The following is a 15,234-nucleotide window of genomic DNA, read 5'->3' as shown; positions in this document are numbered from 1 at the left end:
CCCGGACACCCCATGTGGCCTGCGGAAACAGCGAGTTGACGCAACGTTTGCACCCATTGGTCGAGACCACTGACGCGTTGCTGGCCAGCGGCTGACGGCGCTTTTCGGCCCTGGACGCGAAAGCGGCCCCGCGAAGGGGGCCGCTGTCACGTGCGGGCGAGGTCGTCCGGGGTGCCGGTCCTACTGCTGCGGGCCGGAATGCCCGGGGTGCCCCGGCTGCGGGGGATACGGCTGACCCGGCGCCTGCGGGTAGGGCTGCGCCGGCTGCGCCTGGGGGTGTCCCTGTGGGGCGGGGGGCTGCGCGGGAGGCTGTCCGGGCTGGGCGGGAGGCTGACCCGGGTGACCCGGCTGTCCGGGGTGGGCGTACGGCTGGCCCTGGTACGGCTGGTGCGGCTGCGGCTGCGGCTGCGGCTGCGGCGGGTACGGGCCCGGGGCGGTCTGGCCGGGGACGGCCTGACCCGGCACGTACGGACCCGGGGCGCCCTGGCCGGGGACCGGCTGCCCGGGGACCGCCTGGCCGGGGAGGGGCGGCGCGGCGACCGGCGGCGGGTTGCCGTCGGACGTCCACAGGCCGTGCGACTGCTGGTGCCGCACGAAGTCCTCCGCCACCAGCGCCGCGAGGTTGAAGTACGCCTCCCGCACCTTCGGCCGCATCATGTCGAGGTCCACCTCGGCACCGGCGGCCAGGTGCTCGTCGAACGGGACGACGAGCACACCCCGGCAGCGCGTCTCGAAGTGCGCCACGATGTCGTCCACCTTGATCATCTTGCCGGTCTCGCGCACTCCGGAGATGACGGTGAGGGACCGGGACACGAGGTCCGCATACCCGTGCGCCGACAGCCAGTCCAGCGTGGTGCTGGCGCTGCTCGCGCCGTCCACGGACGGCGTGGAGATGATGATCAGCTGGTCGGCCAGGTCCAGCACCCCGCGCATGGCGGAGTACAGCAGACCGGTGCCGGAGTCGGTGAGGATGATCGGATACTGCTTGCCGAGCACGTCGATGGCGCGCCGGTAGTCCTCGTCGTTGAACGTCGTGGACACGGCCGGGTCGACGTCGTTGGCGATGATCTCCAGACCGGAGGGCGCCTGCGACGTGAACCGCCGGATGTCCATGTACGAGTTGAGGTACGGGATCGCCTGCACCAGGTCACGGATGGTGGCCCCGGTCTCGCGCCGCACGCGGCGGCCGAGCGTGCCGGCGTCCGGGTTGGCGTCGATCGCGAGGATCTTGTCCTGCCGCTCGGTCGCGAGCGTGGAGCCGAGCGCCGTGGTGGTGGTCGTCTTGCCGACGCCGCCCTTGAGGCTGATGACCGCGATGCGGTAGCAGGACAGCACAGGCGTGCGGATCAGCTCCAGCTTCCGCTGCCGCTCGGCCTCCTCCTTCTTCCCGCCCAGCTTGAACCGCGACCCGCCGGACGCGGGACGGCTGCTCTTCGCCTTCTGCTTCTTGCTGTTGAGCAGCCGGTCCGACGACAGCTCGACGGCGGCCGTGTAACCGAGCGGCGCGGCACCGGGGTTGGTGGGCTGCCGCTGGTCGTGCTGAACGGGCTGCGGCCACGCCGTACCGGTCCGCGGATCGACGGGCTGCTGCGGGGGCTGCGCCTGGGGCGGCTGCGCCTGCGGCGGGACACCGGGGTGCGGCTGCTGAGGCGGCTGGGGCTGTCCGGACGCGGCGGGCTGCTGGTACTGCGGCTGCTGGGGGAAGCCGTAGCCGCTCGGCTGCGCCGGGGGAGTGGGGGTGCTGGGAGCGGCCGCCGGCTCACCGTGCGGGAAGCCGTAACCGGCGGGCGGCGCGGGCGGGTTCGGCCCCTGCGGCTGCTCCGGTGCGGGCGCGGAGGGAGCGGACGGCTGGTGCGGCCCAGGGCCTGCGGGCGGGAACCCGTACCCGGTCTGCGGTGCGGGCGCACCCGGCTGCGGTTGCGGCTGCGTGGGGGGCTGGGCTGCGGGGGCGCCCGGCTGGGGGAAACCGTAACCGGCCTGAGGCGCGGGCTGCTGGGCGTGCGGGAAGCCGTAACCGGCGGGCGGCGCGGGCGGGTTCGGCCCCTGCGGCTGCTCCGGTGCGGGCGGGGTGGAGGCCGGGGGTCGGGCCTGCTGCGGTTCCGGTGCGGCGGGCGGGAACCCGTACCCGGCCTGGGGTGCGGGCGCGCCCGGCTGCGGCTGCGGCTGTGCGGGGGGCTGGGCCTCGGGGGCACCCGGCTGGGGGAAACCGTAACCGGCCGGCGGGGCGGGCGGAGCCGGCTGGGCAGGGGGAACCGGCGGGGGATTCCAGGCGGCGGGTGCGGGCTGCGGCGCCTGCGGCTGGAACGGAGGCTGCTGTGCGGGCACGCCACCCTGCGGTGCCGGCTGCTGCGGCGGCTGCACGGACCAGTCACCGGCCGACGGCGGGGCGGCGGGGTACGCGGGCGGGGGCGGGGGTACCTGCGGCACGGCGGCGGTTCCGGCCGGCGGAACGGCGTCGACCGGACCGGGAACGGCGTCTTCAGGTTCGTCGGCCCGGTTGTCCGCCCCAGCGGGAACCTCGTCCTCCGGCTCGGCGGCGACCTGCGGCTCGTCGTCCTGCTCCGCCTCGGCGCTCACCGGCGCGGCGTCGGCGGGCTCGTCGTCCGCCGTTAGCGCCTCCTCCGCCGTCTGCACGTCCTCGTCCGCGCGGCCGTCGCCGTCCACGGGACCGTCGCTGTCCACCGGCACGTCGTCGGACGGCGCGGTGTCCTCGGGCGCGGTCTCCGGCCGCTCCTCCGCGGTGTCGTCCCGCAGGTCGGCCACCGGGGACTCGTCGTCCTCCTCGGCCACCGCGTCGTCCTTCACGGTCTCGGCATCCGCCGGACCGAAGGAATCCGCGTCGAGGCCGGCCTCGGCACCGGTGTCCGAAGCCTCTTCCTCCTCGCCGACATCCGTCGACACGACGCTTCCTGACGGCCCCTCGGCCTCCACGTCCTCCGTCTCGGAGCGGGCCGCTGCCGTCTCCGCGGCCTCACGCTCGGCGATCTCCCGCTTCAACGCGGCGGAGGAGAAACGAATCGTGGCCCCGCTCTCCAAGTCGCCGTTGCCGAGGCCGAGGCCGTCCGACGCTTCCGCCTGCTCAGCGGGTTCCGCGGACGCCGGGGCGGCCTGCGGCTCGGGCGACGGCGACGGGACCTGACCGACCGGCATGCTCGGTACGGCCGTCGGGGAAGCGGACGCACCGGACGGAGCGGAGTCCCGCTCCTCGTCCTTGTCCGCCTCCGGCCGCTGCGGCTCGAACCCGCTGCCCACCGGCAGCCGCGGCACGGCCACCGGCCCGGCGGTCGGCGGCGGGGGAGGCGTGAACGGCGCACCGGGCGCGGGCGCGGGGGGTGTGAAGGGGGCGCCCGGAGCAGGCGCAGGCGCGGGCGGAGTGAAAGGTGCCCCCGGAGCCGGTGCCGGAGGCGTCGGCAGGGCGGACGGCCCCGAGGCTCCCACGGCGTGCGGCGGCGGAGTCAGTCCCGGCAGCGGAGGAACGGGCCTGCCGGAGGGAGCCGACGGCGCCGACGACGTACCGGGCGCGCCGGAGGACTCAGAGGAAGGCGAACGTCCAGCCTCCGCCGACGAACCGGACGACGAACCGGACGACGACGCCCCCGAGGCGCCGCCCTCCGAGGCGTTCTGCGTGTACCAGGCCGGCGGCGCGTAGTCGATGGTGAACTCGCCCGTCGTCTCGACGGCGGACTCCGCGTCGGGCTGGTCATCGCCGGGGGTCGCCCAGCTCCCGTGCGTACCGTCCCGATCGCTGCTCACAGTTCCTCCTGATTGGTCGAGCACCCTCGTGCCGTGCTGGGGGCGACCATCTGCCCTCCCCGTAGGACGCCCAGGCCCGTTGAACGGGTTCTGACGTCGCACCGGACACCAGCCTAATCACCAGGTACCCCGCCCCGTCAGCCCCGTTCCCCCCGCCCCGGCGGGCGCCCCACCCGCGGCGACACGGTCAACAGCCGTACGGAATCGCTACGTACAGGGCAAACTCACTCAGCTCGTCGGCAGACACGGCAAACGGGCGGCACGCACGCGCACCGCCCGTTTCCATATCTCCACACGACTACCCGGCCGACACGACTACCCGGCGGCGGCAGCGGTCCCCTCGTCGCCCTCCGCGGGCTCCAGGTCGAACTCGCCGTCCCGCGCGCCCAGCACGAACGCCTCCCACTCTGCCTCCGTGTACCGCAGCACCGTCCCGGGGTCGAGGGAGGACCGCATGGCCACGGCGCCGCCGGGCAGGTACGCGATCTCCACCCGCTCCTCGTGCTCCTCCGTGCCCGGAGCGCCGTGCCACTCGACGCCGGAGATGTCGAGGGCGTAGAGCTCGTCCTTCTCCCGCTCCTTGCGTGCCTTGATCTCCTCAGCCGTCTCCGCCATGCCCCAGCGACCCCTTCCCGACGTACGATCGATCCGAGCGCTCACCCTAGTGGCCTGCCTCTTCCCTCCTGGCGGGTTCGCCGGACCGGGGGAAAGACGCCCCTCTCCACCTGCTACTCTGGGCGATGGCCGTTTGTGTACGCACCCCCGGAGCCGTTCGCGCTCTGGAGGCCGCGCCCAGCGGATCCCCGCCTTCCGAGTCATGGAAGACCCCCCGAGACGCAGACCGGGGGCACTCGGTGGCCACCACAGAATCACGAGGAGTACGCGTGTCGCTCGACGCCGCAGTGAAGAAGCAGATCATCTCCGAGTTCGGCACCAAGGAGGGTGACACCGGCTCCCCCGAGGTCCAGGTCGCTCTGCTGTCCCGTCGGATCTCCGACCTGACGGAGCACCTGAAGACCCACAAGCACGACCACCACTCCCGCCGCGGTCTGCTGATCCTCGTCGGTCAGCGCCGCCGGCTGCTGCAGTACCTCGCCAAGAAGGACATCCAGCGCTTCCGTGCGCTGGTCGAGCGCCTCGGCATCCGCCGCGGTGCGGCGGGCGCCAAGTAAGACGCCGTGGAGGGAGCGGTTCCCTGGGACAAGGGGGCCGCTCCCTTTGCTGTACGTGCGGACTGTCACCACGGCTTTGTAGTGTGGTAGCACAACGCAGTAACTACGACTCAGCGTGATGAGCCGCGTCGCATCGGGTAGGCGATCAGCGGGCATCACACGGGGACGTCGCCCGACGTCCCCCGTACGAGGGGAAGCGCACCTCGCCGCCGCCGGTCCTCGGTAGTGGCCCCCGGGAGAGTGAACCCCGGGTGCTTCGATCGAAGACCGGCCCGCACCAGTGGAGCGCTTCTCCGCCCCGTCCCCTCGCCACACGGGCGAAGGGGGCAAAAGACGACAAGTAACGGAGAAAACGCTGGTGGAGAACGAGACCCACTACGCCGAGGCCGTCATCGACAACGGCTCCTTCGGCACCCGCACCATCCGCTTCGAGACGGGCCGCCTGGCCAAGCAGGCCGCCGGCTCCGCCGTGGCGTACCTGGACGACGACACCATGGTGCTGTCGGCCACCACCGCATCCAAGAACCCCAAGGACCAGCTCGACTTCTTCCCCCTCACGGTGGACGTCGAGGAGCGGATGTACGCGGCCGGCAAGATCCCCGGCTCCTTCTTCCGCCGTGAGGGCCGTCCCTCCGAGGACGCCATCCTCACCTGCCGCCTGATCGACCGCCCGCTGCGCCCGTCCTTCAAGAAGGGCCTGCGCAACGAGATCCAGGTCGTCGCCACGATCATGGCGCTCAACCCCGACCACCTGTACGACGTCGTGGCGATCAACGCCGCCTCCGCGTCCACGCAGCTGGCCGGCCTGCCCTTCTCCGGCCCGATCGGCGGCGTCCGCGTCGCGCTGATCCGCGGCCAGTGGGTCGCGTTCCCGACGCACACCGAGCTCGAGGACGCCGTCTTCGACATGGTCGTCGCGGGCCGCGTCCTGGAGGACGGCGACGTCGCGATCATGATGGTCGAGGCCGAGGCCACCGACAAGACCATCAAGCTGGTCGAGGGCGGCGCCGAGGCGCCCACCGAGGAGGTCGTCGCCGCCGGTCTGGACGCCGCGAAGCCCTTCATCAAGGTGCTCTGCAAGGCCCAGGCCGACCTCGCCGCCAAGGCCGCCAAGCCGACCGGTGAGTTCCCGATCTTCCTGGACTACCAGGACGACGTCCTCGAGGCGCTGACCGCCGCCGTCAAGCCCGAGCTGGCCCAGGCGCTCACCATCGCCGGCAAGCAGGACCGCGAGGCCGAGCTGGACCGCGTCAAGGGTCTCGCCGCCGAGAAGCTCCTGCCGGAGTTCGAGGGCCGCGAGAAGGAGATCTCCGCCGCGTACCGCGCGCTGACCAAGTCCCTGGTCCGCGAGCGCGTCATCAAGGAGAAGAAGCGCATCGACGGCCGCGGTGTCACCGACATCCGCACCCTGGCCGCCGAGGTCGAGGCCATCCCGCGCGTGCACGGCTCGGCGCTGTTCGAGCGCGGTGAGACCCAGATCCTGGGCGTCACCACGCTGAACATGCTGCGCATGGAGCAGCAGCTGGACACCCTCTCCCCGGTGACCCGCAAGCGCTACATGCACAACTACAACTTCCCGCCCTACTCCGTCGGTGAGACCGGCCGCGTCGGCTCCCCCAAGCGCCGCGAGATCGGCCACGGCGCCCTCGCCGAGCGCGCCATCGTGCCGGTGCTGCCGACGCGCGAGGAGTTCCCCTACGCGATCCGTCAGGTGTCCGAGGCCCTCGGCTCCAACGGCTCGACGTCCATGGGCTCGGTCTGCGCCTCCACCATGTCGCTGCTGAACGCCGGTGTGCCGCTGAAGGCCCCCGTCGCCGGTATCGCCATGGGCCTGATCTCCCAGGAGATCAACGGCGAGACGCACTACGTCGCCCTCACCGACATCCTCGGTGCGGAGGACGCCTTCGGCGACATGGACTTCAAGGTCGCCGGCACCAAGGACTTCGTGACCGCCCTCCAGCTCGACACCAAGCTGGACGGCATCCCGGCCTCCGTCCTGGCCGCCGCCCTCAAGCAGGCCCGTGACGCCCGCCTCCACATCCTCGACGTGATGATGGAAGCGATCGACACGCCGGACGAGATGTCCCCCAACGCGCCGCGGATCATCACCGTGAAGATCCCGGTCGACAAGATCGGTGAGGTCATCGGCCCGAAGGGCAAGATGATCAACCAGATCCAGGAGGACACCGGCGCCGAGATCACGATCGAGGACGACGGCACCATCTACATCGGTGCCGCCGACGGCCCGGCCGCCGAGGCCGCCCGCGCCACGATCAACGGCATCGCCAACCCGACGATGCCCGAGGTCGGCGAGCGCTACCTGGGCACGGTCGTCAAGACGACCACCTTCGGCGCGTTCGTCTCCCTGCTGCCCGGCAAGGACGGTCTGCTGCACATCTCGCAGATCCGCAAGCTGGCCGGTGGCAAGCGCGTGGAGAACGTCGAGGACGTCCTCGGTGTGGGCCAGAAGGTCCAGGTCGAGATCGCCGAGATCGACTCCCGCGGCAAGCTCTCCCTGATCCCCGTGATCGAGGGCGAAGAAGGCTCCGACGACGACAAGAAGGACGACGCCGACAAGTGACGTCCCTGAGCTCCAAGGCGACGGCCCGCACCTCCTCGGAGGCGCGGGCCGTCGCCCGTACCCAAACCCTCATCAAGGGCGAGAACGGCATCGGCACGGTCCGCAGGACCACCCTCCCCGGAGGCCTGCGCATCGTCACCGAGACCCTGCCCTCGGTCCGCTCGGCGACCTTCGGCATCTGGGCGCACGTCGGCTCGCGCGACGAGACCCCCGCCCTCAACGGCGCCACCCACTACCTGGAGCACCTGCTCTTCAAGGGCACGGCCACCCGCTCCGCGCTGGACATCTCCTCCGCCGTCGACGCCGTCGGCGGCGAGATGAACGCGTTCACGGCCAAGGAGTACACGTGCTACTACGCGCGCGTGCTCGACACCGACCTGCCGCTCGCCATCGACGTGGTGTGCGACATGCTGACCGGCTCGGTGATCCGTGAGGAGGACGTCGACGTCGAACGCGGCGCCATCCTCGAAGAGATCGCGATGACCGAGGACGACCCGGGCGACTGCGTGCACGACCTGTTCGCGCACACCATGTTCGGCGACAACCCGCTCGGCCGCCCGGTCCTCGGCACGGTCGACACCGTCAACGCCCTCACCGCCGACCGCATCCGCCGCTTCTACCGCAAGCACTACGACCCCACGCACCTCGTGGTCGCCTGCGCCGGGAACGTCGACCACGACAAGGTCGTCCGCCAGGTCCGCGCCGCCTTCGAGAAGGCCGGTGCCTTCAAGGATCTCGCGGCCGAGCCGATCGCCCCGCGCGGCGGCTCGCGCGCGCTGCGCACCGCCGGCCGCGTCGAGCTCATCGGCCGCAAAACGGAACAGGCCCACATCGTCCTCGGCATGCCGGGCCTGGCCCGCACCGACGAGCGGCGCTGGGCGCTCGGCGTGCTCAACACCGCCCTCGGCGGCGGCATGTCCTCCCGGCTGTTCCAGGAGGTCCGCGAGAAGCGTGGCCTGGCCTACAGCGTGTACTCGTACACCTCCGGCTTCGCCGACTGCGGCCTGTTCGGCGTCTACGCGGGCTGCAGGCCCTCGCAGGTGCACGACGTGCTGAAGATCTGCCGCGACGAGCTCGACCAGGTCGCCGAGCACGGACTGCCCGACGACGAGATCGAACGCGCCATCGGCCAGCTCAGGGGTTCGACCGTCCTCGGCCTCGAGGACACCGGTGCGCTGATGAACCGTATCGGCAAGAGCGAGCTGTGCTGGGGCGAGCAGATGTCGGTCGACGACATGCTGGCCCGGATAGCCTCGGTCACCCCGGACGACGTCCGCTCGGTCGCCCGGGACATCCTGGGACGGCGGCCCTCGTTGTCGGTCATCGGCCCGCTGAAGGACAAGCAGGCGGCCCGGCTGCACGACGCCGTAGCCTGACCCACCCGGAACACACCCGGTAAGGAACAACGAACATGAGCAAGCTGCGCGTGGCGGTCCTCGGTGCCAAGGGCCGCATCGGCTCCGAGGCGGTACGGGCGGTCGAGGCCGCCGAGGACATGGAACTGGTCGCCGCCCTCGGCCGGGGCGACAAGCTGGAGACCCTCGCCGAGACGGGCGCCCAGGTCGCCGTGGAGCTGACCACCCCCGCCTCGGTCATGGGCAACCTCGACTTCTGCGTGCGCCACGGCATCCACGCGGTGGTCGGCACCACCGGCTGGACCGACGACCGCCTCGCGCAGCTGGGGGGCTGGCTCGGCCAGTCCCCGGAGACGGGCGTGCTCATCGCCCCGAACTTCTCCATCGGCGCCGTGCTGACCATGAAGTTCGCCCAGATCGCCGCCCCGTACTTCGAGTCCGTCGAGGTCGTGGAGCTGCACCACCCCAACAAGGTGGACGCCCCCAGCGGCACCGCCACGCGCACCGCCCAGCTCATCGCCGAAGCCCGCCGTCAGGCCGGCAGCGCCCCCGCCCCCGACGCCACGGCCACCGCCCTCGACGGCGCCCGCGGCGCCGACGTCGACGGGGTCCCGGTGCACGCCGTCCGGCTGCGCGGCCTCCTCGCCCACCAGGAGGTCCTGCTCGGCGCCGAGGGCGAGACCCTCACCGTCCGCCACGACTCCCTGCACCACAGCAGCTTCATGCCGGGCATCCTGCTCGGCGTCCGCCGCGTGGTGACCACTCCCGGCCTGACCTTCGGCCTGGAACACTTCCTCGACCTGAACTGAGCCGGTCCCACCCCATGCGCGCGAAGATCTCCTACGCCCTCACGGCCGCCGTCCTGGTCGTCTACTTCGTCCTGGTCGGCAGCCGCGGCGTGCTGCTCATCAAGGCCGGCACGCTCCTCACGGTCACCTTCGGGGTGGCCGTGCTGATCCTGCCGGTCATCGGGGTGTGGTTCCTCTGGAAGAACACCCAGTTCGTCCGGGACGCCAACCGGCTCGCCGCCGAGCTGGACGCCGAGGGCGGCCTTCCGGTGGACAACCTGAGGCGGCTGCCCAGCGGCCGGATCGACCGGGAGTCGGCCGACGAGGTCTTCGCGCTCCGCAAGGCCGAGACGGAGGACGCCCCCGACGACTGGCGCAGCTGGTTCCGGCTCGCCGTGGCCTACCACGACGCCCGGGACACCCCACGCGCCCGCCAGGCGATGCAGCGGGCGATCGCCCTGCACAAGACCGCCTCCTGAGCGCGCGGGGGACGGGAGGGGTCAGGCGCGCCCGTACTCGTCGGCCCACGCCTCGACGGTGTCGGCCGCCCGGTCGAAGGCCAGCTGGTCACGCCCCAGGAAATCGGCGTTGTGCGAGGTCAGCAGCGGCGGCAAGGCCTCCGCGGAGCGCCCGCGCCGGGCGAGCACCAGCGCCTGTCCCTGCACGGTCCGGGGCAGCCCCAGCCAGCGCACCGGCTGCTGCACCGTTCGCACCCCGACGACCTGGTCCCAGGCCGTCGTCCGGGTGCTGACGAAGGCCACGTGACGCAGCCCGCGGGCGCTGACCCACACGCCCATGCGCAGCAGCCGCAGCGCCGCCGCCACACCGACCAGCGCCACGGCGAACACGGTGGCGGCCGACGCGGGTGTCGCTGTCGCGGCGATGATCACGGCGGCGAACAGCACGAACGAGGCGAGCAGCAGCAGGAGCGCGGCGGCTCCCACGCGCCAGGGACCGGGACGGTAGGGACGCCGCCAGCGGTCCCGGTCGTCGTACGGCAACGCGACGTCGTCCGCCGTGTCGAAAGCGCGATCGGCCGTCAGGAAGGGCAGGGGCACGACTGGTCCTCACTCGATCCATGCGTGGGCAGTGCCCGGTGAGGCTATTCGATCTGTGTCACCAGTCACCACCCTCAGGGGTCCGGACGGCTCCGGTGCCCCCCTGCCGGTGGATCAGCGCCCCTGGCCGGCCTGCGACTGCTGCTGCCCGGCTCCCGAGGGCCCGGTGGACAGGGAGGGCATCCCGACGATCAGGGCGCCCACCAGCCCGGCGACCAGGGTGAGCCCGAGCAGCCAGCGCCCGGCCAGCTGCCCGACGGAGACACGCTCCCGGGGCGGCGGGGCGACATTGCTGCGGAACCTCTCGGCATCCGCGACGAAGGCGAACGGTACGGGTTCACGCGGACCGGACATCGGGGAGGCCCTCCCTCCAAGCATCGAACGGATCAGTGTCACCGGGACAGACGAGCGACAGCCCGGAAAGGTGCCCACTTTCACCGAATTCGCAGAAGTACGCCGCAGTTCACCTCCGTATGTCGCGTCCCGGGAGCGAAGGTCCTCTCGTCGGTGCCGCGCCGTAGAGTGGGCGCCGCCCGAGAGAAGTGATGGAAGGACCCCCTGCGCCGTGACCGACACCCCTGCCGACGACCTCAAGCCCAGCTTCCGCAGCGACGTGACCGTCGAGCTGGTCAAGCACACCGCGTCCGACGCCGACGTGCTGTTCGCCGCCCGCGTCTCCACGGTCGGCGAGCAGTCCCTGGACGAGCTGAACAAGGACCCGGAGCGGTCCAAGGGCCTGATCAACTACCTGATGCGGGACCGTCACGGCAGCCCCTTCGAGCACAACTCGATGACCTTCTTCATCAGTGCCCCGATCTTCGTCTTCCGCGAGTTCATGCGGCACCGGGTGGGCTGGTCGTACAACGAGGAGTCGGGCCGCTACCGGGAGCTCCAGCCCGTCTTCTACGTCCCGGACGCCTCCCGCAAGCTGGTCCAGGAGGGCCGCCCCGGCAAGTACCGCTTCGTCGAGGGCACCGCGGCCCAGCAGGAGCTGACCGGCCGCGCGATGGAGGACTCCTACCGTCAGGCCTACGAGGCGTACCAGGAGATGCTGGCCGCCGGCGTCGCCCGTGAGGTCGCCCGCTCGGTGCTCCCTGTCGGCCTGTACTCGTCCATGTACGCCACCTGCAACGCCCGCTCGCTGATGCACTTCCTCGGCCTGCGCACGCAGCACGAACTGGCCAAGGTCCCGTCCTTCCCGCAGCGGGAGATCGAGATGGTCGGCGAGAAGATGGAGGCCGAGTGGGCCCGCCTGATGCCGCTGACCTACGCCGCCTTCAACACCAACGGACGCGTCGCTCCGTAGGCGCCCCGCCGTGGCCCGGCACGACCGTCAAGTACAGATGTACGGATCAGCCGCGCGAAGTGTCCGTATTGCGGCATTTCGAGAAGTTCATCTAGCCTGATCGAACGGGCCCGGCACTGCCTGAACCCCCGAGCAGGCAGTGCCGGGCTCCCCGCTCGTCCCCCTCCGTCGCCTCCCCCGAGGGAAGACCCCGACCTGAGCAACGAGTAGCGTGTAACCCATGGCTCCGACCTCCACTCCGCAGACCCCCTTCGGGCGGGTCCTCACCGCCATGGTCACGCCCTTCACGGCGGACGGCGCACTCGACCTCGACGGCGCTCAGCGGCTCGCCACCCACCTGGTGGACGCAGGCAACGACGGCCTGATCATCAACGGCACCACCGGCGAGTCCCCCACCACCAGCGACGCGGAGAAAGCGGATCTCGTACGGGCGATCGTGGAGGCGGTCGGCGACCGTGCCCACGTCGTGGCCGGGGTCGGCACCAACGACACCCACCACAGCATGGAACTGGCCCGCGCCGCGGAGCGCGCCGGCGCCCACGGCCTGCTGGTCGTCACGCCCTACTACAACAAGCCCCCGCAGGAGGGCCTGTACCGGCACTTCACGGCCGTGGCCGACGCCGCCGAGCTGCCCGTCATGCTCTACGACATCCCCGGCCGCAGCGGCGTCCCGATCAGCACCGAGACGCTCGTCCGCCTCGCCGAGCACCCGCGCATCGTCGCCAACAAGGATGCCAAGGGCGACCTCGGCCGGGCCGGCTGGGCCATCGCCCGCACCGGCCTCGCCTGGTACTCCGGCGACGACATGCTCAACCTGCCCCTGCTGTCCATCGGAGCGGTCGGCTTCGTCTCCGTCGTCGGCCACGTCGTCACCCCCGAGCTGCGCGCCCTGGTCGAGGCGTACACCTCCGGCGACGTGCAGAAGGCCACCGAGATCCACCAGCAGCTGCTCCCCGTCTACACGGGCATGTTCCGCACCCAGGGCGTGATGACCACTAAGGCGGCGCTCGCGCTCAAGGGCCTCCCCGCAGGCCCCCTGCGCGCCCCCATGGTGGAGTGCACGCCCGAAGAGATCGAGCAGCTCAAGATCGATCTTGCCGCCGGCGGGGTACAACTCCAGTAATCAGACTTCGCGCGCCCAGGGCGCGCAGCCAGACCTCACAACTGAATACGCGGGCCACCGGTGCCCGCACCACCGAACGACAACTGCTTCTGCACGAACGTCATGCGCGCCACGTGCCCCACCGGTACGTGGCGCGTGTGGTTGAGGAGAGTCTTTTGAGCCATCCGCATCCTGAACTCGGCCCGCCCCCGCCGCTGCCCGAAGGCGGCCTACGGGTCACCCCGCTCGGCGGCCTCGGCGAGATCGGCCGCAACATGACGGTCTTCGAGTACGGAGGCCGCCTGCTGATCGTCGACTGCGGAGTGCTCTTCCCCGAGGAGGAGCAGCCCGGAATCGACCTGATCCTGCCCGACTTCTCGTCGATCAGGGACCGCCTCGACGACATCGAGGGCATCGTCCTCACCCACGGCCACGAGGACCACATCGGCGGCGTCCCCTTCCTCCTGCGGGAGAAGCCGGACATCCCGCTGATCGGCTCCAAGCTCACCCTCGCCCTCATCGAGGCCAAGCTCCAGGAGCACCGCATCCGCCCGTACACGCTCCAGGTGGCGGAGGGGCAGCGCGAGCGCATCGGTCCCTTCGACTGCGAGTTCGTGGCGGTCAACCACTCCATCCCCGACGCGCTCGCCGTGGCGATCCGCACGCCCGCCGGCATGGCCGTGCACACCGGCGACTTCAAGATGGACCAGCTCCCGCTGGACAACCGCCTCACGGACCTGCACGCGTTCGCCAGGCTCAGCGAGGAGGGCATCGACCTCCTGCTCGCCGACTCCACGAACGCCGAGGTCCCCGGCTTCGTCCCGCCCGAGCGCGACATCTCGGGCGTGCTGCGCCAGGTCTTCGCGGGCGCCGGCAAGCGGATCATCGTGGCCAGCTTCGCCAGCCACGTCCACCGCATCCAGCAGATCCTGGACGCCGCCCACGAGTACGGCCGCAGGGTCGCCTTCGTCGGCCGCTCCATGGTGCGCAACATGGGCATCGCCCGTGACCTCGGCTACCTCAAGGTCCCGCCGGGCCTGGTCGTGGACGTCAAGACGCTCGACGACCTCCCCGACAGAGAGGTGGTCCTGGTCTGCACGGGCTCCCAGGGCGAGCCGATGGCCGCGCTGTCCCGCATGGCCAACCGCGACCACCAGATCCGGATCGTCGACGGCGACACCGTGATCCTGGCGTCGTCGCTCATCCCCGGCAACGAGAACGCGGTCTACCGCGTGATCAACGGACTGACCCGGTGGGGCGCCAACGTCGTCCACAAGGGCAACGCCAAGGTGCACGTCTCCGGACACGCCTCGGCCGGTGAGCTGCTGTACTTCTACAACATCTGCCGCCCGAAGAACCTCATGCCGGTCCACGGCGAATGGCGCCATCTGCGCGCCAACGCCGAACTGGGCGCCCTCACCGGCGTCCCGCACGACCGCATCGTCATCGCCGAGGACGGCGTGGTCGTCGACCTGGTCGAGGGCAAGGCGAGAATTTCCGGCAAGGTCCAGGCGGGCTACGTCTACGTCGACGGCCTCTCCGTCGGCGACGTCGGCGAACCGGCGCTCAAGGACCGCAGGATCCTCGGAGACGAGGGCATCATCTCGGTCTTCGTCGTCATGGACTCGTCCACCGGCAAGATCACGGGCGGGCCGCACATCCAGGCGCGCGGTTCCGGCATCGAGGACTCGGCCTTCAGCGACGTGCTCCCGAGGATCACGGAGTCGCTGGAGCGCTCGGCCCAGGACGGGGTCGTCGAACCCCACCAGCTGCAGCAGCTCGTCCGCCGCACGCTGGGCAAGTGGGTCTCCGACACCTACCGGCGCCGGCCGATGATCCTGCCCGTGGTGGTCGAGGTCTGACGGTCCGTCGGACACCACGCACGAGCGAACCAGGAGCGGGGCACCTCGATTTGCATCGGGGCGCCCCGCTCCAGTACGTTTACAGCTCCTCCCGATCGGGCACCCGACCGCTTCATGCGGTGGAACCAGTCCCGGTGGGGGTGGAAAAACCGACTCAGAATCTCTGATAAAGTCGGAACCGCCGGAAAGGGAAAGCGCGAAAGCGCCGGCCTGGAAAGCACCGAGGAAATCGGATCGGAAAGATCTGATAGAGTCGG

General features: G+C 71.2%; 12 protein-coding genes. 8 read left to right on the top strand and 4 right to left on the bottom strand.

Annotated elements, in window-relative coordinates; genetic code table 11:
- Positions 1 to 180 precede the first annotated feature (180 nt).
- Together ACIF8S_RS32985 and ACIF8S_RS32980 are read right to left on the bottom strand one after the other, a co-directional pair.
- Positions 181 to 3,753: an SCO5717 family growth-regulating ATPase gene (locus ACIF8S_RS32985; RefSeq protein WP_400004178.1), complete on the bottom strand. Its 3,573-nt coding sequence runs from the start codon at positions 3,751 to 3,753 to the stop codon at positions 181 to 183.
- A gap of 315 nt (positions 3,754 to 4,068) precedes the next feature.
- Positions 4,069 to 4,368, bottom strand: coding sequence for a DUF397 domain-containing protein (locus tag ACIF8S_RS32980; RefSeq protein ID WP_400004176.1), 300 nt, complete (start codon positions 4,366 to 4,368; stop codon positions 4,069 to 4,071).
- A 269-nt stretch (positions 4,369 to 4,637) separates the two neighbouring features.
- Between ACIF8S_RS32980 and rpsO the strand changes: the two genes are divergently transcribed.
- The 5 genes from rpsO to ACIF8S_RS32955 all read left to right on the top strand — a co-directional run bounded on the left by rpsO (position 4,638) and on the right by ACIF8S_RS32955 (position 10,128).
- Positions 4,638 to 4,925 carry a 30S ribosomal protein S15 gene (rpsO, locus tag ACIF8S_RS32975; RefSeq protein WP_006130415.1) on the top strand — a complete coding sequence of 96 codons (288 nt, stop codon included), beginning with the start codon at positions 4,638 to 4,640 and terminating at the stop codon, positions 4,923 to 4,925.
- A gap of 358 nt (positions 4,926 to 5,283) precedes the next feature.
- Positions 5,284 to 7,506, top strand: a complete 2,223-nt coding sequence (locus ACIF8S_RS32970) for a polyribonucleotide nucleotidyltransferase (protein WP_349794077.1) — start codon at positions 5,284 to 5,286, stop codon at positions 7,504 to 7,506.
- Complete coding sequence (locus tag ACIF8S_RS32965) at positions 7,503 to 8,882, top strand: M16 family metallopeptidase (RefSeq protein WP_400004173.1); 1,380 nt, start codon at positions 7,503 to 7,505, stop codon at positions 8,880 to 8,882. Before ACIF8S_RS32970 ends, ACIF8S_RS32965 begins: the two co-directional genes overlap by 4 nt.
- A gap of 35 nt (positions 8,883 to 8,917) precedes the next feature.
- Positions 8,918 to 9,670 (top strand): 4-hydroxy-tetrahydrodipicolinate reductase, encoded by a 753-nt coding sequence (dapB, locus tag ACIF8S_RS32960; RefSeq protein WP_400004171.1) that lies wholly within the window; start codon positions 8,918 to 8,920, stop codon positions 9,668 to 9,670.
- Positions 9,671 to 9,684: 14 nt separating this feature from the next.
- Positions 9,685 to 10,128 (top strand): hypothetical protein, encoded by a 444-nt coding sequence (locus ACIF8S_RS32955; protein ID WP_215213860.1) that lies wholly within the window; start codon positions 9,685 to 9,687, stop codon positions 10,126 to 10,128.
- A 21-nt stretch (positions 10,129 to 10,149) separates the two neighbouring features.
- On the opposite strand, the gene ACIF8S_RS32950 is transcribed toward ACIF8S_RS32955, so the two are convergent.
- Positions 10,150 to 10,707 carry a hypothetical protein gene (locus tag ACIF8S_RS32950; protein WP_400004169.1) on the bottom strand — a complete coding sequence of 186 codons (558 nt, stop codon included), beginning with the start codon at positions 10,705 to 10,707 and terminating at the stop codon, positions 10,150 to 10,152.
- A 114-nt stretch (positions 10,708 to 10,821) separates the two neighbouring features.
- Positions 10,822 to 11,061, bottom strand: coding sequence for a hypothetical protein (locus ACIF8S_RS32945; RefSeq protein WP_349794070.1), 240 nt, complete (start codon positions 11,059 to 11,061; stop codon positions 10,822 to 10,824).
- Positions 11,062 to 11,272: 211 nt separating this feature from the next.
- On the opposite strand from ACIF8S_RS32945, the gene thyX reads away from it, so the two are divergent.
- From thyX to ACIF8S_RS32930, 3 genes are all read left to right on the top strand, one after another.
- Positions 11,273 to 12,013: an FAD-dependent thymidylate synthase gene (gene thyX, locus ACIF8S_RS32940; RefSeq protein ID WP_024888484.1), complete on the top strand. Its 741-nt coding sequence runs from the start codon at positions 11,273 to 11,275 to the stop codon at positions 12,011 to 12,013.
- Between the two features lie 220 nt (positions 12,014 to 12,233).
- The gene (gene dapA, locus ACIF8S_RS32935) at positions 12,234 to 13,136 is read left to right on the top strand and encodes a 4-hydroxy-tetrahydrodipicolinate synthase (protein WP_024888483.1); all 903 of its coding nucleotides are present in this window, start codon (positions 12,234 to 12,236) and stop codon (positions 13,134 to 13,136) included.
- Positions 13,137 to 13,291: 155 nt separating this feature from the next.
- The gene (locus tag ACIF8S_RS32930) at positions 13,292 to 14,977 is read left to right on the top strand and encodes a ribonuclease J (protein ID WP_400004166.1); all 1,686 of its coding nucleotides are present in this window, start codon (positions 13,292 to 13,294) and stop codon (positions 14,975 to 14,977) included.
- The last annotated feature ends 257 nt before the right edge of the window (positions 14,978 to 15,234 follow it).

It is taken from the genome of Streptomyces sp. NPDC085937 (genome assembly GCF_044540535.1).
Taxonomy (GTDB): Bacteria; Actinomycetota; Actinomycetes; order Streptomycetales; family Streptomycetaceae; genus Streptomyces.
This window is presented reverse-complemented; position numbering and strand designations above follow the sequence as displayed.